Genomic DNA, 17,193 nt, shown 5'->3' on the forward strand with positions numbered 1-17,193 from the left:
CATGTACGGCGTCGTGGAGGGTAACGATCTCGCCGGATTATCCGGCGCTGCAATCGCTGTCGTGCAACCGGAGTTCATCGTTCAGCCGTGCACCGGTACAGCAGAATTGAATGCGTACCGGGCGCTGCGCAAAGAGACGTTCGTCGCCGAACAGGGCTTGTTCGCCGGCACCGATCACGACGACGTCGACGACGATCCTCGCTGCGTCGTTCTCGTGGCCACCGATCGAGACGGCACCGTGCTCGGTGGGGTGCGCCTGGCGCCCTGCACGGCAACGGATCTGGGGTGGTGGGCCGGCAGTCGCCTGGTGGTCACCACTTCTGCGCGCACTTCCGGTGTGGGCCCAGCGCTGGTGCGGGCGGCCTGTGCTCATGCCGAAAGTCGTGGCGTTTTGCGCTTCGACGCGACGGTGCAGAAGCGTAACGAGACACTATTCACCCGTCTCGGCTGGATCAGGCGTGGAGACGTCGAGGTGGCGAATACTCCACACGTGGCGATGTATTGGCCGATCGACAGGATCGAACGGCTGGTGTCGTCGACCAAGGCGATGCTCGCCGGCGTCCTCGCGCCGCTGAAGGCGCAGCCACTCGGGCTCGGTGCCAAAGGATTTCGAGGTGACGACGGGGTCCCGGTTCCGGGGAGCGACATGATCGCCGCCTGCGATGCGATCATTCCCTCGATGGTCGACCGCGACCCGGAGTGGGCCGGCTGGTGCGCGGCCCTGGTCAACCTCAACGACCTTTCGGCGATGGGTGCCTACGCAGTCGGCATGCTCGACTCCGTCGGTGCACCCACGCAATCTCGGCTGACCCGCATTATCCGCGGCCTCGCCAATGCGTCTGCGGCCTGGCAGGTTCCGGTACTCGGTGGCCATACCCAGGCCGGGGTGCCGTCGTCGCTGTCGGTCACCGCTCTGGGGCGCACAGCGAACCCGGTACGGGCCGGCGGGGGAAGCGTCGGCGATCGGTTGACACTGACGGTGGACGTCGAGGGTGGCTGGCGTCGTGGATATCAGGGCCAGCAATGGGATTCGACGTCACGGCGCAACTCCGCCGAACTGACGACCATGGCATCGTTCGTCGCCCGCACCGCGCCGAAGGCCGCCAAGGACGTCTCGATGGCGGGATTGGCCGGGACCACCGGAATGCTCGCCGAGGCAAGCGGAACCGGTGCCGTATTGAACATCTCCTCGATCCCGAAACCCGACTCGGCGTCGATGGGCGAATGGATCACGTGTTTTCCCGGGTTCGCGATGATCACCGCGGACCGTCCCGGTGCACCGACTGCACCGTCCGGACCTGCACTGTCCGCAGAATGCGGAGAGCTCACCGACATTCCGGGCGTCGCCTTGCGATGGCCCGACGGAATCACCACGCGCGCGGTCACTTCGACGGTGACCGGATTGGGAGAAGCATGAACGACATCACGATCTCCGTGGCCGCAGCCGAGTTCGGCCGCGACATGGAACAGGGTTACGCCACCATCGCCGCCCTGCTCGAGGAATCGCGTAATCGCGGTAGCCAACTGCTGGTGCTACCGGAAGCGTGCCTGGGTGGGTACCTGCCCAGCCTCGGTGGCGGTGACGAGACCGAAGAATCGAGACAGCGTCGACTGAAGGCACTACCGCCGGCTCTGGAACTCGACGGCCCCGAGATCAGGCGGGTCATCGACATGGCGGGCGATACCGTCGTCACGTTCGGATTCTGTGAGAAGGACGGCGATACCCGCTACAACGCCGCGGTGACGGTCGACGGCAGCGGCATCCTCGGTTCGTATCGCAAGGTGCACCAGCCACTCGGCGAAAACCTCTGCTACGCAGCGGGAGAGAGCTACTCCGCCTTCGACACTCCGGTCGGCCGGATGGGCATGCAGATCTGCTACGACAAGGGGTTCCCCGAGGCGGCCCGCGAACTCGCGCTCGACGGAGCCGAGATCGTCGCGTCCATCTCCGCGTGGCCGACTGCACGTACCGCGACGACCCCGAACATGGAAGAAGATCGGTGGAAGCAACGCTTCGACATCTACGATCGCGCTCGTGCGCTGGAGAATCAGATCATCTGGGTCGCGGCGAATCAGGCCGGCACGTTCGGGTCTCTGAGGTTCGTCTGCAGCGCGAAGATCGTCGGGCCCGGCGGTGAGATCCTCGCGGGCACAGGCGTCGAGCCGGGCTTGGCCACAGCCACCGTCGATGTCGAGGCGCTCATCGGCGCGGCACGTGGCGGTGGCATGTACAACCTGCGCGACCGACGGCCCTCGGTCTATCGCACCATCACCAAGGAGACCGTTCATGCCTGAGATGTCGTTCGTGGTGCGGTGGCCCGACGGACGCGAACAGTCCTGCTACTCGCCCTCTTTGGTGATGCACGACTATCTGAGCCCCGGGCAGGAATACCCGGTGGCCGAGTTCGTTCAGCGAACGTCCGAGGCGCTGACCGTGGCGAGCGATCGAGTTCTCGCCAAGTTCGGGATGCGGTGCACGTCGGCCGCACAGCAGATGGAAGAGATTCACGGTGTCAGCGCGTCGTATCAGGCCGGTGCCGTTCGCGTACTGAGCATGTCGGGAGCTGAATTGCTATGAATCCGAACAGCGTGACAGAGAACCACAGTGCAACAGAAAACTACTCGGTGATCGTCATCGGCGGCGGGCAGGCCGGACTGTCCATCAGTTGGCATCTGACGCAGCGAGGCATCGACCACGTCGTCCTCGAACGCGACACCATCGCACACGAATGGAAAGACTCCCGCTGGGACAACTTCACCCTCGTCACCCCCAACTGGCAGTGTGCGCTCCCCGGATACTCCTACGACGGTGACGATCCCGACGGGTTCATGCAGCGCGACGAGGTCTACGCCTTTGTCCGACGCTACGCCGAGAGCTTCGATGCACCGGTCCGAGAGTATGTTTCGGTGAATCAGGCCTTGCAATCCGCGGCAGGCGGCTTCGACCTACAGACCTCCGCCGGCCCCATGCACGCCGATCAGATCGTCGTTGCCGTCGGCGGTTACCACATCCCGACCATTCCGCGATTCGCCGAGAAGCTGCCCCGTGACATCGTCCAGATCCACTCGTCCGAATACCGCGGCTCGCACCAGTTCCCGAACGGCGACGTACTGGTCGTCGGCACCGGCCAGTCCGGAGCGCAGATCGCCGAGGATCTGCATCTCGACGGCCGCCGGGTTCATCTCGTCGCCGGCACCGCACCTCGCGTCGCACGCTTCTATCGGGGGCGAGACTGTGTCGCCTGGCTGCACGACATGGGCGTCTACGATGTCTCCATCGAAGATCAACCCGGTGGCGTCGGCAAACGCGAGAACACGAACCACTACGTCACCGGCCGTGACGGTGGTCGAGACATCGACCTGCGCGCGTTCGCGACCGAGGGCATGCAGCTGTACGGCCGTCTGCTGGGCGTGGAGGACGGCGTCCTGCAGTTCGCCCCGACCCTCGAAGCGTCCCTCGACGCTGCGGATCGGGTGGCCGAGAGCATCAAGGACAACATCGACGCGTACATCGAGCGCGAGGGCATCAGTGCGCCCACCGAGGACCGCTACGTGCCGGTGTGGCGTCCGGAATCCGAGACGACCGAACTCGATCTCGCCACCACCGATATCACCGCGGTCGTCTGGTCGGTCGGCTTCCGTACCGACTACCGCTGGCTGAAGGTCGGGGCGTTCGACGGCGAGGGCCACCCGACGCACAACCGCGGCGTCACATCGGTTCCCGGCCTGTACTTCCTGGGCCTGCCCTGGCAGCACACCTGGGGTTCGGGACGCTTCGCCTCGGTGGCCCGCGACGCCGCATTCCTGGCCGATCAAATCGGCCTCGAGATCAGTGCTGTGCAGTCCCGAAACTCGACGCAGTCCCGAAACCCCGCGCAGCCGCAGAGTCAGATGGTCTGATCTCGACGTGGCTCCCATCAAGATCGGTGCATTGGCAGCACATTTCGGTAGAGATGTCGATCGGGCCGTACTGAAGATCACGACGATCATCTCCAGTGCGGCCCGCGAGGGAATCGATCTCTTGGTGCTGCCCGACGCATCCCTCGGGGGTTACATCAACAGCCTGAGCAATCCGGATCCGTCCGAGTTGCCGCCCACTCTCGATCCGGACGGTCCGGAGTTGGCCGCGATCATCGCAGCGGCGGGTGCGATGACGGTGTGCATCGGGTACACCGAGTTGTCGAAGGGGCTGCGGTACAACGCGGCTGCGTGCCTGACGGGCGACGGGATCCTCGGCAGTCACCGCAAGGTGCATCAGCCGCTCGGGGAATCCTTGGCCTACGCCGCCGGAGATCGGTTCGAGGCCTTCGATACACCGGTCGGACGAATGGGCATGCTGATCGACTACGACAAGACGTTCCCGGAGTCGGCCCGCACGCTTGCATTGGACGGCGCGAGAATCATTGCGGCACTGTCGGCGTGGCCGGCCAGCGTCACCGATCGGGCCTCCTCGCTACCGAACGATCGGCAGTCGCGACTGTTCGATCTGTACGACGCTGCGCGCGCCGCCGAGAACCAGGTGGTGCTCGTCTCGTCCAACCAGACCGGGGTGATGGGATCCCTGCGGTTCCTCGGCCAGGCGAAGATTGTCGGGCCCGGCGGAGACGTGTTGGCCAAGACGTGGTCCAAAGGCGGTTTGGCCGTGCACGAGATCGACGTCGATGCCGAGGTGGATCGGGCCCGGAGAGGTCTGCATCACCTGGCCGAGCGACGCGTCGACGCCTATCCGAACTTGTTGCAGGAGAAGCCGGATCGATGAAGATCGCGCTGTTGACCTATTCGTCCAAACCGCGCGGAGGCGTGGTGCATACGTTGGCTCTGGCCGAAGCGCTGGCACGCGCCGGCCAGGATGTGTCGGTGTGGTCGCTGGGCCGCGGGGGCGACAGTGAGTTCTTCCGCAAGGTCGACCCGGCTGTCACCGTTCGGATGGTCCCGTTTTCCCACCGCGAGAACGAGACCGTCGGCGAGCGGATTCTGCGATCGATAGGCGTTCTGCGGCAGGCTTTCACGCCCGACGAGTACGACATCGTCCATGCTCAGGACTGCATCTCGGCCAACGCCGTCGGCCGGTGCATCAGGACCATCCACCATCTCGACGAGTTCACCACTCCCGAGCTCGCGGCATGTCACGAACGAGCGATCACCGCGCCGTACGCGCGAATCTGTGTGTCCACTGCGGTGGCCGACGACGTCCGACGCGGCTGGGGGTTCGATCCGGTCGTCATTCCCAATGGAGTCGATGCCGGAAGGTTCTCGGCAGCAGCCGAATCGGGCCGATCGCACTGGAACGGGAAGTTCGGCAGGTACGTGCTTGCAGTCGGCGGCATCGAGCCACGCAAGGGCAGTCTCGATCTACTCGACGCCTTCGCCGGGCTGTCCGATCGCCACGTGCAACTGGTGTTCGCCGGCGGCGAGACCCTGTTCGACTACCGTGACTATCGGTCCGAATTCGACCGTCGAGCAGTAGAACTGGGCATCGAGCCGGTGATACTCGGAACCGTCGACGACGACGAGCTGCCGCATCTCGTGGCGCAGGCTGCGGTACTGCCGTTCTTCTCCACCAAGGAAGGCTTCGGCCTGGCCGCGATGGAGGCGCTCGCCGCATCGACTCCGGTGGTGGCGCGTGATCTGCCGGTACTGCGAGAGGTGTTCGGAGACAGCGTCACCTACGCGTCGTCGGTGGAGACCATGACCAGCGAATTGGACCGTGCGTTGCACGAGCCGCACGATCCGTCACCGGGGCTGGCGCTGGCGCACAGCCTCACCTGGGACGAGGCTGCGCGTCGACACCTGGAGTTCTACTCCTCGCTACGCTGACCGGTTCGCTTGTTGCGCTTGAGCCGGTGAGGCTTGAGCTTGTGGAACCCTTTGACCCGTAGTGAACGGACCGATTTGAGGTAGAACTCCGAGTCGTGACGCAGTTCATCCGTCATGACGGTATCGACCAGGATCGTTCCGGGATTGGCCGAACTGGTCAGGCGCGCAGCAATATTGACCACCGACCCGTACAGGTCGCCGTACCGTGCCAGTACCGGGCCCCACGCCAGCCCGACCCGCAGGTCCGGCATGTCCTCCTGCTCGTCGAAGGCGTCCTGGAGGTCGAGGGCGATGTGGGCGGCATCCTCGGGGGTCTGCGCGCTGAACATCACCTCGTCGCCGACGTTCTTGATCACCGAACCGCGCCCTCGCGCAATGATATTGGTGGCCAATGACTCGAACTCCTCGAGTAGCGTCGTCAACTCGCCGATGTCGAGTCGACGCGTCAGGCTCGTGTAGCCGACCATGTCGGCGAACCCGACGGCCATCGTGGGACTGTCGGCGGCGTCGTCGGGAGCGGCGATGGATCGACCGGCCGCTGCTGCCAGGTGGCGTCGCCAGGTGTATCCCTGGAGCGCTTCGAGGGTGGGGACGGTTTCTGCGGCGATGGCACGGGCGTTCCGGCGAATCGCGTCGATGTCGTTCGTGTCTTCTTGGCTGTCGATGATGCGTTCGAGTATGTGAGAGTTCACAACGCCCACTTGCCATTCCGCGAGCCGGGACATCGACTGCCCGAGGGTGCGTGCGATCGCAACCTCCATCTCGGGCTTGATCACCTTCTGCGCGGTCAGTGCGGTGATCAGCTTCAGAGCTTCGAGATCGGCGTCGGTGTAGACGAGTGCGTCGGTATCGGTGTGGACGGGGAAGCCCATGCCGATCCACAGGGCGATGACCCGCTCGAGCGGAATCCCGGACTTCTCGACGATGTCGGCGCGGTTGTACTTGGGCTCGCCGCCCAGTAGATTCCGCTCGATCTCCGTCTGTACTACCGAGTTGATCTGATTCTCAGGCATATCCCAACGTTCTGTCGAAATAGGAACGGACGGCGTCCACGTACTCGTCGATCTTGTCGGGATCCCAATCCGTGGTGGGTATGGGCCCGCCGACGGTGACCTTGACCGTACCGGAGTGAACGGTGAAGTCCTTCTTCCACATCACGTCACCGGCGTTGTGAATAACGATCGGAACGATCGGCACGCCGGCCTGCATCGCCAGGTGAAAACCGCCCTTCTTGAATCGGCCGAGACGGGACGTCGGCATGCGAGTGCCCTCGGGGGCGATGGCGACCGAGATGCCGCTGTGCAGCTTCTCGATCGCGGGCCGCATGGCCTCTCGCGCTTGCGCAGGATCGCCGCGGTCGACATAGGCGACGTCGAAGATCCTGCCCAACAATGCGAAGCGCGGGTCGCGTTCGAGTTCCCGCTTGGCAACGGCGGTGATGTCGCGTCGCAGGATGGAAGTGACGATGATCGAGTCGGCGGTGCTCTGATGGTTGAACATGAAGACGGCGGGCCGGGCTGACCACGCATTTTCGGTTCCGGTGACGTCGAGCTTGACTCCGGCGAGGGTCAGCGCGATGTCCGGGGCGATGGTGCTGGTGATATTGGCACCGGTGCGGCGACTGCGGGTAAGCAATCCCAGGCCGAGCCCGATCGACGCACTCGCGAGCACCGATCCGAGCGCCGCCGTGCTGCGTACGGCCGACGTGATATCCGTGCCACGCTTCGGGCTGTCCAGCGTCAGGGCCGGCCAATTCTTCTTGGCGGCATAGCGCGCGAGATCAGGATCGGGGTTGAGGGCGATGGGACGGCCCACGGCTTCGAGCAGTGGCACGTCCTCACCGCCGTTCGAGTATGCGAAACAGCCTGCCAGAGCGATGCCTTCACGTTCGGCGTAGTCGATCGCCGCCTGCGCTTTGCGGGGTCCCCAGAGCGAATCGCCGACGAGCTCACCGGTGAGAATCCCGTCGGTGACCACCGGAGTCGTGCACAGCAACTCCTCGAACATCATGTCCTGCTGCACCGGCAGTGCCTGGTACGGCGTGGCCGAGGTAGCCATCACGAGGCGATGCCCGGCGTGCCGGTGAGCCTCGACGAGGGCCCGGGCCTGCGGGTAGATCATCGGCGCGATCTCGTTGCGGAACAGGGTGTATGCCTGTTCCATCAGGTCCTCTTCGCGACGGCCTTCGAGGCCGCGGACGGCCTTGCCCATCAGATTGTCGACGGGGGAGTTGCGCATCCGCATCTCGACGACGGCACTGGAGATCTCCCACAGTTCCTTGACCGTGACGTCGAGGGTCTTGAGGCGTTCGAGAAACACTGCGCGAGCAGAGAATCCGTTGATAAGGGTGCCGTCGAGATCGAAGAAGGCGATGGTGTCTCGGCCGGGTGGGGCGGCGGCGATCGCTATCAGTCGATCGTCGAAGTCGGTCATGGATTGTTCTCCTCGGGGGCAGAGATCGGTTCCACCTCACGGAGCATTCGGTGCGCCATATCCCGGATGGTACGTACCTTGCGGGCCCATTCGTCGATCTCCAGCGCGAAGTCCCTGCGGCGGCGGGCAATGCCGTCCGAGCTGGAATCGATCAGGTCGCGGTTTTCGGCCAGTTGCAGTGCAGTGTCGAACAGTTCGCCCGAGATGGACTCACTGTGATCGAGCTGCTGGCGGAGCCGCCTGGCCTGGGCAGCGCCGAGGCATTCCGAGATGAACTTCGGTTTGTCGAATTCTCCGCTCTGCGGCAGCAGCATCAGCTGGTCGGCCACTACCTGATAGGCCTCGAAGATCGGCTGCAGTACGCGGTGCGCCAGGTGCAGATCCTGCGATTCCAGCTGTCGCGCAGCATAATCGGGGTCGCTGATGCTGGTGCGCCAGTCCGGGTCGATGAGATCGACCTCGGATTCGAGACGCTCCCCGAAGTCCTTCTTGTCGCCGAAGAAGAACTCGAACTTGAGTAGATCTCGCAATTGCAGGGCCGACGTCCACAACGATTCCTGAGTCAGCGGCGTCGAGTCACCCTCGGTCGGTAGCACCACCAGCTCGCCGATGGCGCGCATCACGAAGAAGTGAATGGCGTTGTTGCGGAAGAACGCTGCCACCAGATGCTTGTCCTGCGCCAGGTAGAACAGCGGTTCGGGGCCGTCGTCGAAACGCTTGACGACGTTGGCGTTGACCTGTGCGATGACGGCCGAGCGGACGACGTCGACGTCGGCGATGTCCACCCCGCCCGCAGTGGGTAGGTTTCTGCGTTTGATGTAGCCGGCCAACGGCGAGATGATGGCCCACATCTCGTTGACGTTGAGTGCGCGATCCTCGATACCCAACAGCGCCATCGTGACCAGTGCTGCCGGGGTCACCGGCGTCGCATCGTTGATCGCATGGGAGACACCGAGCGCGATCTTCTGCACCGCGACGCGCTTGTCGGTGTTCTCGGCGACGATCGCCGCCACCGACATCGGCTCTCCGAAGTTCAGATAGACGTTGCCGCGCAACGTGCCCTGAGCGCGGATGTACCCGATGGCCATGCGAATGCCCTCGGCTTGCTTCTTCGCCCCGTGCGATTCTTCGGCCATCGCGCCGACCTCGTGCAGTCGGTCGTAGGTGATGGACGTCGGGATCAAATAGACGTCCTCCGCGTCGCTCGACTCGAGGGCGTCGACGAGGTAGGTCAGCAGACCGAACCGCGGCGGTCGGAGCTTTCCGGTGCGGCTGCGTCCGCCCTCGATGTACCACTCGAGGTTGAACCGCTTGCTGAGCAGAAAACTCATGTACTGACGCAGCGTCCATTTGTAGATCGCGTCCGAGAACTTGCGCTGAATGAGCACCACGCCACTGCGTTTGGCTATCGGGCCCAACGGCCAGAAGCCGACATTGATGCCGCCCATGACGTGATTGAGCGGCAGTCCCTCGGCGAGAAGCGCGGGACGCAGCACGAGTGGGTCGAGGTAGGAACGGTGATTGGGCAGGAACACCAACGGATAGTTCTTGTTGAGTTCGCGAACCTTCTGCAGCTGATCGCGATCGACGTCGACCTTGTACGCCCGCGAGAAGTACGCGCCGAGGGTGCCCCACATCTCGACGGCGCGCCTGGTTTCGGTCGCCACCATCTCGCCGAGGATGTCCTGAACCCTCTTGTCGACGGTGTCGCGATCCTGGCCGACGTGGTCTGCGAGCTCGGTGATGCCGTCCCTGAACTTCTTCTGCTCCGTCATGTCCTCGACGACGAAGCGCGGAATCTTGTACTCCGAGCCGATGACTCCGCGTTCGGCCTTGTCCAGTGCGAGACTCGCCTGCCGCAGGATGAACGACGACAACGACGTGCCGCCGCCGCGCTCGAACCGATCCTGGAGATCGCTCAGGGTTGCGGGTTCACCGACCAGCACTGCGGAGTGATCGGGATCGTCGTTGGCCACCCACCGCTGCCACACCCGTGTCGGCTTCGAGCGGCCTCTAGGGGCGAAGATGCGGTGCAGAATGCCGGTGCTGCGATCGGTCAACGTGACCCGCAGCGGAATGAGCAGCGGATCGTCGGCGTACCCGCGGACGGTGTCCGACAGTGATGTCCTGGCCTCACCGGACAGAACGACCGATGGGGGCCGACGTTCTCCGTCCGGGGTGGTGGCGTCGATCCACTGATTCAGGGCCTGAACCTCGAGAGTGCTTCTGGCATCGAGCAAGTACACGTGCGGACCGTCGCTGAGCGATTGCTGGTCCGCGTCGAGGTGGTACATCGAAGCTCCTGTTCCGTACCTGCGCAAGAAGGTACGCCGTCAGGCTACGCGGGAGAATCCCGGCGCGAGGGCGGTTCGGCGAGGTGGTCGACGGCACTCGACGGGCGCTCGGACGGCCTGTCCGTTAGAGTCGTGCCATCGGCCTTCTCTGGCCAAGCCTCTTTAGTGTTAATCGTAGTAACTGTTACTTCTGGTTACGGTTACTCGGGGTTACACATACTTGGGATCGACGTCATCCTCGCGACCGATACTCGATACCGTGCTGCCTGCGCACGTGAATCTGTGCGACAGTATTCGCAAACACTTTCGAGAAAGGCCGGTAGTCGATGCCACCCCGTGGGCGCGCCGTGAACGATTCGCTGACTCCCGAGAACCTGACGACGCTCGCAGCAGCGCTCGCCGAGGGGCGTCGCGCCACCGTGTATCTCCGCGAGCCGAATCCGAGCCTCGGCCTGCCCGACGGTACGTCGGCCAAGGTGGTGTCCATCGACGGCAACACCGTCACCATCAGCCCGAAGGGCGTCAACGACGAACTGCCCTACGAGGCCGAGGAACTGCGCATCACCCGCAACCCGGCGACCCCACCCGCGCCTGCCAAGCGCATCCCCGCGAAGAAGACGGCATCGACTGCGCCGGTATCGAAGCCGGTCGCTGCCTCCGAGCCGGTCGCTGTCTCGAAAACGAGCCCTTCTTCTACATCGGCCACGGCTTCTACATCGGTCACGGCGTCGACATCGAGCGCTGCTCCGAAGTCGGTACCGGCGACCGACGTTGCCGCCAAGCCCGCCGGTGCGGGGTCTGCGTCGACCGGCTCGGCCCCACGTCGTCCGAAGAAGGCGCCGGGCGGAGTGAGCGTGACCATTCATTCCGGTGCCGACAACGATTGGTCGGTCACCGTCACGCAGGGCGCGAAGAGGCCGACCAAGGCGCAGCCGGTGAGTCCGGAAGCGGTCGGTCGGGCCGTTCGTGAATTGGGCGATGTCACTGCACGCGATGCCGTCGAGGCTGTTATCTCCCATGCACGTGAAGAAGCGGCACGCCGCGTCGCAGAACTGAGTCGTCAACTCGACGAAGCTCGGACAACTCTTGCGGCCCTCGAGCAGGACGTATGAGCGACTAGCTCGTGTTACGACACGTTCTGTTGCTAGGGTTCTGCCGACACCGCTGAGAGGGAGTACATGTTCAAGAAATTCATGCTCGTCGTCGTGGGGGCGGCTGCAATCGTAGCCAGCGTCGGCGTGGGGACCGCATCCGCGGCCGCTCCTGCAGCTCTCGGCGGTGGGTCCGGAATCATCGTCGGAGGCCAGGCGGAGTGCACGCTGACGACGATCGGCAACGACCGCAACGGAAATCTCGTGGGCTTCACCGCCGGTCACTGTGGCCAAGCGGGTGCCTCCATCGTCCCGGAGTACGACACCTCCCTCGGTGAGGTGGGCCGCATCGCATTCTCCAACCCGGAGTACGACTACGCCCTCATCGAATTTCAGCGTGACAAGGTTGCCCCGATCAGCCGCGTGGGCAACGTGACCATCTCTCAGGTCGGCCCGCCGACGGCGTTCCCGAACATCGTCTGCAAGGAAGGCCGCACGACCGGCAACACCTGCGGCCTCGCGTACGGAGACGTTCTGCAGTCGCAGGAGACCTGGGCGCAGCTGTGCGTCGTCGAGGGTGACTCGGGTAGCCCGGTCGTCGTCGGCAACACCCTCGTCGGCATGGTCAACGCCTACCTGGGCGTCGCGTGCTTCGGCCCCGAGGTCGGCACCAACTTCGACGCGATCCTTCGCAACGTCGATCAGGGCAACGGACTCGGCGCAGGATTCGTCCCCGCTCCCTGACCCGCACTCGTAGACCGATGTCCCGTCGGCGCAATCACATTGCGCAGGCGGGGCATTCGTCGTTTCAGGGGTGGGCTTCGGCTGGCGCGTCCGCGGCACGGACACCGCTCACGATGCGTTCGGCTTCGTCCGGTGCGATTCCGAGCAGGACCAGACTCGACGTGGTGGCCGCACCTGTGGGGTCGGTGAGCAGCCCGGCATTGGTGGCCTCGAGGATCGACAGCGCGATGGCTTCGATGTTGAGGATCAGCACCTCGGCCGGCAGATAGGTGGAGAACACACCCTCGCGCTGTCCACGTCGTATGACAGCCGCAGCCGACTCCCGCATCGGTCCCAGTAGGTCGTGAAGACCGTTGTGTCCCAGGTCGGTACGGGCAACCGCAAGTAGAAGCCGGTACTGATCGCCGACGCGTGCCAGTGCCAGCGTCTGGCGCACGAACACGGTGACGGCGGATTCGTCGACGGCCGGATCACGTTCGAGCGCGGCCGAGATGCGTTCTGCGGCTTCGAGTGCGATGCCGTCGATCAGGGCTTCGCGAGAGGCGAAGTGCGAGTACACCGTTCGTCGGACCACCCCGGCCGCGGACGCGACGTCGTTGATGGTCGCGTCCGGATTGTTCGCCAGTACCCCCTGCGCGACATCGAGAATTCGCGCTCTGTTCGAGCGGGCGTCACTTCGCTGCACGGGCGATCGGTCTGTCCGTGCGCTCGGTCTCGACTCCGTCGTCTTCGGCACACGTCCACTTCTAGCACGATCGCGTCGACGCAGTGTGGTTGCCGCCACAAAAGATTGCCGATCCTAGCGCGAATTTCTTAAGCTGCACAGCACTGTGCAAGGTGTGTCGCACTTTGCCAACGGGGGGGAACACATGACACTGCTCGCGATGACACCTGTCCAAGAAATGCACAAACCCTATGCCCGACGATGGTCGGCCTTGGTGGTGTTGTGCCTGAGCCTGCTGATCGTGGTCATGGCGAACACGTCTCTGCTCGTCGCCGCGCCGTCGATGACGATGGATCTGGGCTTGACCAGCAGTGATCTTCAATGGGTGATCGACGGATACACCGTCCCGTACGCGTCGTTGATGCTGTTGTGCGGAGTGATCGGCGACCGGTACAGCCGACGCGGCGCGCTGATCATCGGACTGATCATCTTCGTGGCGGGGTCGGTGGCGGGGGCGCTGACCGATGCCACGCTCGGCGTGATCCTGGCTCGAATCGTCATGGGTGTCGCGGCTGCGATCGTCATGCCTGCGACGTTGTCTCTGCTGGTGGCCACGTTTCCCAAGCGTGAGCGGGCCACAGCCGTCACCGTGTGGGCGGCCACGTCCGGCCTCGCCATCGCCGCCGGGCCGTTGCTGGCCGGATGGCTTCTCGAGAGCTTCACGTGGAGTTCGACATTTCTGATCAACGTCCCGATTGCGCTGGCCGCCATAGCCGGAGCCGTCGTACTCGTCCCTCCGTCGCGAGCCGTCGATGCCGGTGCGATCGATTGGATCGGCGGGTTGCTGTCGGTTCTGGCCGTCTCGACCATCGTCTACTCCATCATCGAGGGCATGCACTTCGGCTGGACTGTCGGGCCGCTGTACTTCGGCCTCGTCGGACTGCTGTCGGTGTTGGGGTTCGTGGGCTGGGAACTACGACACCCCAATCCATTGCTGGACGTGCGGATATTCTCCTCGCGTGTTCTCGGGGGCGCCACCCTTGCGGTGCTGGTGTTCTTCCTGGTGACGTTCGGGGCGATCTACCTCGTGGCGCAGTACCTGCAGTTCGCTCTCGGGTACGGCCCGGTCTCCACCGGAGTGCATCTGCTGCCGCTGGCCGGCGCAGTGTTCGTCGGGTCCGGAATCACGATGTGGCTGACCCCCAAGATGGGGCCGCGTGTCACCGTCACCGCAGGGATGATCGTGGGCACGCTGTCGGTCGTCTCCCTCGTCGGAATCGATTCGACGGCAACGTATGTCGACTTCCTGCCCGTACTGACGCTGCTCGGACTGGCCATCGGACTGTCCGTCTCGCCCTGCACCGATGCCATCATGGGTGAGTTCCCGGACGACAAGCTCGGTGTCGGCGGCGGACTGAACGACACTGCACTCGAACTGGGTGGGTCTCTCGGCATCGCTGTATTGGGTTCGGTTCTGGCGGCGTCGTATCGACAGGGAATCGAGGGGTTTCTGCAGACCTTCCCCGGTAAGCAACCCAATGGCCAGTACACCGGTCAGGCCGCAGAAGGGCTTGCGGCATCGCAGGATTCGCTGGCCGGTGCGGTGATCGTCTCCGACATCATTCGCGAGCAGAATGCATTTTTGAGCGGTTTCGCAGACAATCTCGAAGCGAATGCCATCTCTGCCTTCGGCAGTGCCGTCGTGCACACCAGTGTCGTTGCGGCCGTGGTGTTCGGCACCGGAACCGTGATCGTGGCGTTCCTCATCCCGGCCAAGAACAAGGCGCTTGCGTCGTCGTCGGACATGATCGCGTTCGAGCCGATCGTGCCCTTCGTTGCGCCGCCGGCCACGAGCGCAGCGGCTGTCCGTGAGGTCGCCGAGCTCGAGCAGCTACTCGAACGCCCGTCGGCAGCCAAGCCCGAACCGAGTGCGCCGCGTATACCTCGAACCGTGAAGCCGCACAACGCTGCCGCGCCGGCACTGGTCGACGCCGAACTCGAACGCCCCAGCATTTATCAGTTGGCGCTCGAACTCGGCGAACTGCCCGTCACACCGACACCGCCGGACGTGGAGCCGACCGAACCGTTGCAGACGTTCTACCAACGAGCCAGCCGACAACACGCGACGTGCACCGAGATGAACGAACGCTCGAGCCCTATCTGGGCCATGCCGCTGTAGACCTCCCCAGCGCGTGAATGGACCACTGCACTGCCGCCGGGTTGGGATCAATGCACCTTTGTTGCAGTCCAACTGACTGAAACCCACATTGATCCCAACCGGGGGGGCTAGGGCCGGGGGCTAGGGCTAGGGCGGGTGGCTAGATCAGCACCGCACCGTTCGATGCCGAACCGACCAACTTCGAGTACTTGGCCAGCACTCCGCGGGTGTAGCGCGGAGGAAGCGGTGCCCAACCCTCCTGGCGTGCTTGCATTTCGGCTGCGTCGACGAGAACGTCGAGGGTGCCCTTGCCGACGTCGAGTCGGATCTGGTCGCCGTCGCGGACGAAGGCGATGGGTCCGCCGTCGACTGCCTCGGGTGCCACGTGTCCGACGCAGAGGCCGGTGGTTCCGCCGGAGAATCGGCCGTCGGTGAGCAGCAGGACGTCCTTGCCCAGGCCCGCGCCCTTGATGGCTCCGGTGATCGCGAGCATTTCGCGCATTCCGGGTCCGCCCTTGGGTCCCTCGTAGCGGATGACGACGACGTCGCCTGCCGCGATGGTGCCGTCTTCGAGAGCATCCATGGCCGCGCGTTCACGCTCGAAAACTCTTGCGGTACCGACGAATACGTCGGAATCGAAACCGGCGGACTTGACGACGGCTCCGCCCGGGGCAAGTGATCCTTCGAGAATGGTGATGCCGCCGGTCGGGTGGATCGGCTTGTCCAGTGCGCGCAGCACTTTGCCGTCGGGGTCCGGGGGAGCGATGTGAGCGAGGTTCTCCGCCACGGTCTTTCCGGTGACGGTCATGCAGTCGCCGTGCATGAGGCCGGCGTCGAGCAAAGCCTTCATGACCACGGGGACACCGCCGATGGCGTCGACGTCGGTCATGACGTGCTTGCCGAAGGGCTTGACGTCGGCGAGGTGTGGAACCTTCGCTCCGACGCGGGTGAAGTCGGCGAGGGTCAGTTCGACCTGAGCTTCGTGCGCGATGGCCAGCAGGTGCAGCACGGCGTTGGTGGATCCACCGAAAGCCATGACGACGGCGATCGCGTTCTCGAAGGCTTCCTTGGTGAGGATGTCGCTGGTGCGGATGCCGCGTCGCAGCAATTCGACGACGGCCTCGCCGCTGGCGTGTGCGAAGCCGTCCCGGCGACGATCCGGTGCCGGCGGAGAAGCGCTGCCGGGCAACGACATTCCCATCGCCTCGGCGGCGCTGGCCATGGTGTTCGCGGTGTACATGCCGCCGCAGGCGCCTTCGCCGGGGCAGATGGCGCGTTCGATGGTGTCGACGTCGGCGCGCGACATCAGTCCACGCGAGCAGGCACCGACGGCCTCGAAGGCGTCGATGATCGTCACCTGGTGTTCGCTGCCGTCGGACAGGGTGGCGAAACCGGGCAGGGTGGATCCGGCGTAGAGGAAGACGCTGGCGAGGTCGAGACGCGCGGCAGCCATCAACATTCCGGGCAGCGACTTGTCGCAGCCGGCGAGCAGCACGGAGCCGTCGAGACGTTCGGCGCTGATGACGGTTTCGACGCTGTCGGCGATGACCTCACGCGAGACCAACGAGAAGTGCATGCCCTCGTGGCCCATCGAGATGCCGTCGGACACCGAGATGGTGCCGAATTCCAACGGATACCCGCCGGCCGCGTGGACGCCCTTCTTGACCTCCTTCGCCAGTCGTTCGAGTGAGAGGTTGCAGGGAGTGATCTCGTTCCACGACGACGCGACGCCGATCTGGGACTTGACCCAGTCGTCGTCGCCCATCCCGACGGCGCGGAGCATGCCGCGGGCGGCAGTCTTCTCCAGCCCGTCGGTGACGTCCCGGCTACGTGGCTTGACGTCGACTTCGGGTGGATTGTGCGGGGTCGTCATGACACTCCTGAACGGTCGGCGATGGTGGCTCCTCGGTCGCGTCCTCAGGTTCCGCCCCGAGTCGCATTCACCGTCAACACTAAACCTGTGGCGCTGCGCTCTTTCGGCATGCACCGGAA

The 17,193-nt window shown here is 64.5% G+C and carries 14 protein-coding genes; 9 read left to right on the forward strand and 5 right to left on the reverse strand.

All coding sequences use genetic code 11. The features are described from left to right. Position 1: 1 nt before the first annotated feature. From CH266_RS22975 to CH266_RS23000, 6 genes are read left to right on the forward strand one after another with little or no spacing between them, the layout of a single operon-like run. Positions 2–1,417: an MSMEG_0567/sll0787 family protein gene (locus tag CH266_RS22975; RefSeq protein ID WP_032369620.1), complete on the forward strand. Its 1,416-nt coding sequence runs from the start codon at positions 2–4 to the stop codon at positions 1,415–1,417. Further along, positions 1,414–2,295, forward strand: a complete 882-nt coding sequence (locus tag CH266_RS22980; RefSeq protein WP_027495241.1) for a carbon-nitrogen hydrolase family protein — start codon at positions 1,414–1,416, stop codon at positions 2,293–2,295. Before CH266_RS22975 ends, CH266_RS22980 begins: the two co-directional genes overlap by 4 nt. Further along, the gene (locus CH266_RS22985; protein ID WP_027495242.1) at positions 2,288–2,578 is read left to right on the forward strand and encodes an MSMEG_0570 family nitrogen starvation response protein; all 291 of its coding nucleotides are present in this window, start codon (positions 2,288–2,290) and stop codon (positions 2,576–2,578) included. Before CH266_RS22980 ends, CH266_RS22985 begins: the two co-directional genes overlap by 8 nt. Next, positions 2,575–3,900, forward strand: a complete 1,326-nt coding sequence (locus CH266_RS22990; RefSeq protein WP_052068741.1) for an MSMEG_0569 family flavin-dependent oxidoreductase — start codon at positions 2,575–2,577, stop codon at positions 3,898–3,900. Before CH266_RS22985 ends, CH266_RS22990 begins: the two co-directional genes overlap by 4 nt. 7 nt (positions 3,901–3,907) lie before the next feature. Beyond that, positions 3,908–4,759 (forward strand): carbon-nitrogen hydrolase family protein, encoded by an 852-nt coding sequence (locus CH266_RS22995; protein WP_027495243.1) that lies wholly within the window; start codon positions 3,908–3,910, stop codon positions 4,757–4,759. Continuing rightward, positions 4,756–5,817 carry an MSMEG_0565 family glycosyltransferase gene (locus CH266_RS23000; protein ID WP_032369566.1) on the forward strand — a complete coding sequence of 354 codons (1,062 nt, stop codon included), beginning with the start codon at positions 4,756–4,758 and terminating at the stop codon, positions 5,815–5,817. Before CH266_RS22995 ends, CH266_RS23000 begins: the two co-directional genes overlap by 4 nt. Here the strand turns inward: CH266_RS23000 and CH266_RS23005 are convergent. Genes CH266_RS23005 through CH266_RS23015 form a run of 3 tightly spaced genes read right to left on the reverse strand, consistent with a single transcriptional unit; the run spans position 5,799 to position 10,544 of the window. After that, positions 5,799–6,830: an adenylate/guanylate cyclase domain-containing protein gene (locus CH266_RS23005; RefSeq protein WP_027495245.1), complete on the reverse strand. Its 1,032-nt coding sequence runs from the start codon at positions 6,828–6,830 to the stop codon at positions 5,799–5,801. The genes CH266_RS23000 and CH266_RS23005 overlap by 19 nt on opposite strands. Beyond that, positions 6,823–8,250 (reverse strand): HAD-IB family hydrolase, encoded by a 1,428-nt coding sequence (locus CH266_RS23010; RefSeq protein ID WP_032369565.1) that lies wholly within the window; start codon positions 8,248–8,250, stop codon positions 6,823–6,825. The genes CH266_RS23005 and CH266_RS23010 overlap by 8 nt, the downstream gene beginning before the upstream one ends. Next, positions 8,247–10,544: a glycerol-3-phosphate 1-O-acyltransferase gene (locus CH266_RS23015; protein WP_032367917.1), complete on the reverse strand. Its 2,298-nt coding sequence runs from the start codon at positions 10,542–10,544 to the stop codon at positions 8,247–8,249. Before CH266_RS23015 ends, CH266_RS23010 begins: the two co-directional genes overlap by 4 nt. Before the next feature lie 326 nt (positions 10,545–10,870). Here CH266_RS23015 and CH266_RS23020 point away from each other — a divergent pair, with 326 nt between their 5' ends. Both CH266_RS23020 and CH266_RS23025 read left to right on the forward strand, forming a co-directional pair. Continuing rightward, positions 10,871–11,656 (forward strand): DUF6319 family protein, encoded by a 786-nt coding sequence (locus CH266_RS23020; protein ID WP_032369564.1) that lies wholly within the window; start codon positions 10,871–10,873, stop codon positions 11,654–11,656. Positions 11,657–11,722: 66 nt separating this feature from the next. Next, the gene (locus tag CH266_RS23025) at positions 11,723–12,379 is read left to right on the forward strand and encodes a hypothetical protein (RefSeq protein WP_027495249.1); all 657 of its coding nucleotides are present in this window, start codon (positions 11,723–11,725) and stop codon (positions 12,377–12,379) included. A 64-nt stretch (positions 12,380–12,443) separates the two neighbouring features. Here the strand turns inward: CH266_RS23025 and CH266_RS23030 are convergent, their stop codons facing one another. Beyond that, positions 12,444–13,064 (reverse strand): TetR/AcrR family transcriptional regulator, encoded by a 621-nt coding sequence (locus tag CH266_RS23030; RefSeq protein ID WP_032369618.1) that lies wholly within the window; start codon positions 13,062–13,064, stop codon positions 12,444–12,446. 184 nt (positions 13,065–13,248) lie between these two features. On the opposite strand from CH266_RS23030, the gene CH266_RS23035 reads away from it, so the two are divergent. Beyond that, positions 13,249–15,222: an MFS transporter gene (locus tag CH266_RS23035; RefSeq protein ID WP_032369563.1), complete on the forward strand. Its 1,974-nt coding sequence runs from the start codon at positions 13,249–13,251 to the stop codon at positions 15,220–15,222. 139 nt (positions 15,223–15,361) lie between these two features. Here the strand turns inward: CH266_RS23035 and ilvD are convergent, their stop codons facing one another. Further along, a complete protein-coding gene (gene ilvD / locus CH266_RS23040; protein WP_027495252.1) occupies positions 15,362–17,074 on the reverse strand; it encodes a dihydroxy-acid dehydratase in 1,713 nt (570 codons plus the stop codon). Positions 17,075–17,193: the final 119 nt, after the last annotated feature.

The sequence above is a fragment of the Rhodococcus sp. 06-1474-1B genome (assembly GCF_002258885.1).
GTDB classification, from domain to species: domain Bacteria; phylum Actinomycetota; class Actinomycetes; order Mycobacteriales; family Mycobacteriaceae; genus Rhodococcoides; species Rhodococcoides fascians.

Excerpts from the sequence above, each read along its gene's own strand:
- CH266_RS22975 (WP_032369620.1), top strand. The coding sequence starts at position 2 with ATGTACGGCGTCGTGGAGGGTAACGATCTCGCCGGATTATCCGGCGCT.
- CH266_RS22980 (WP_027495241.1), top strand. The coding sequence starts at position 1,414 with ATGAACGACATCACGATCTCCGTGGCCGCAGCCGAGTTCGGCCGCGAC.
- CH266_RS22985 (WP_027495242.1), top strand. The coding sequence starts at position 2,288 with ATGCCTGAGATGTCGTTCGTGGTGCGGTGGCCCGACGGACGCGAACAG.
- CH266_RS22990 (WP_052068741.1), top strand. The coding sequence starts at position 2,575 with ATGAATCCGAACAGCGTGACAGAGAACCACAGTGCAACAGAAAACTAC.
- CH266_RS23000 (WP_032369566.1), top strand. The coding sequence starts at position 4,756 with ATGAAGATCGCGCTGTTGACCTATTCGTCCAAACCGCGCGGAGGCGTG.
- CH266_RS23005 (WP_027495245.1), bottom strand. The coding sequence starts at position 6,830 with ATGCCTGAGAATCAGATCAACTCGGTAGTACAGACGGAGATCGAGCGG.
- CH266_RS23010 (WP_032369565.1), bottom strand. The coding sequence starts at position 8,250 with ATGACCGACTTCGACGATCGACTGATAGCGATCGCCGCCGCCCCACCC.
- CH266_RS23015 (WP_032367917.1), bottom strand. The coding sequence starts at position 10,544 with ATGTACCACCTCGACGCGGACCAGCAATCGCTCAGCGACGGTCCGCAC.
- CH266_RS23020 (WP_032369564.1), top strand. The coding sequence starts at position 10,871 with ATGCCACCCCGTGGGCGCGCCGTGAACGATTCGCTGACTCCCGAGAAC.
- CH266_RS23025 (WP_027495249.1), top strand. The coding sequence starts at position 11,723 with ATGTTCAAGAAATTCATGCTCGTCGTCGTGGGGGCGGCTGCAATCGTA.
- CH266_RS23035 (WP_032369563.1), top strand. The coding sequence starts at position 13,249 with ATGACACTGCTCGCGATGACACCTGTCCAAGAAATGCACAAACCCTAT.
- ilvD (WP_027495252.1), bottom strand. The coding sequence starts at position 17,074 with ATGACGACCCCGCACAATCCACCCGAAGTCGACGTCAAGCCACGTAGC.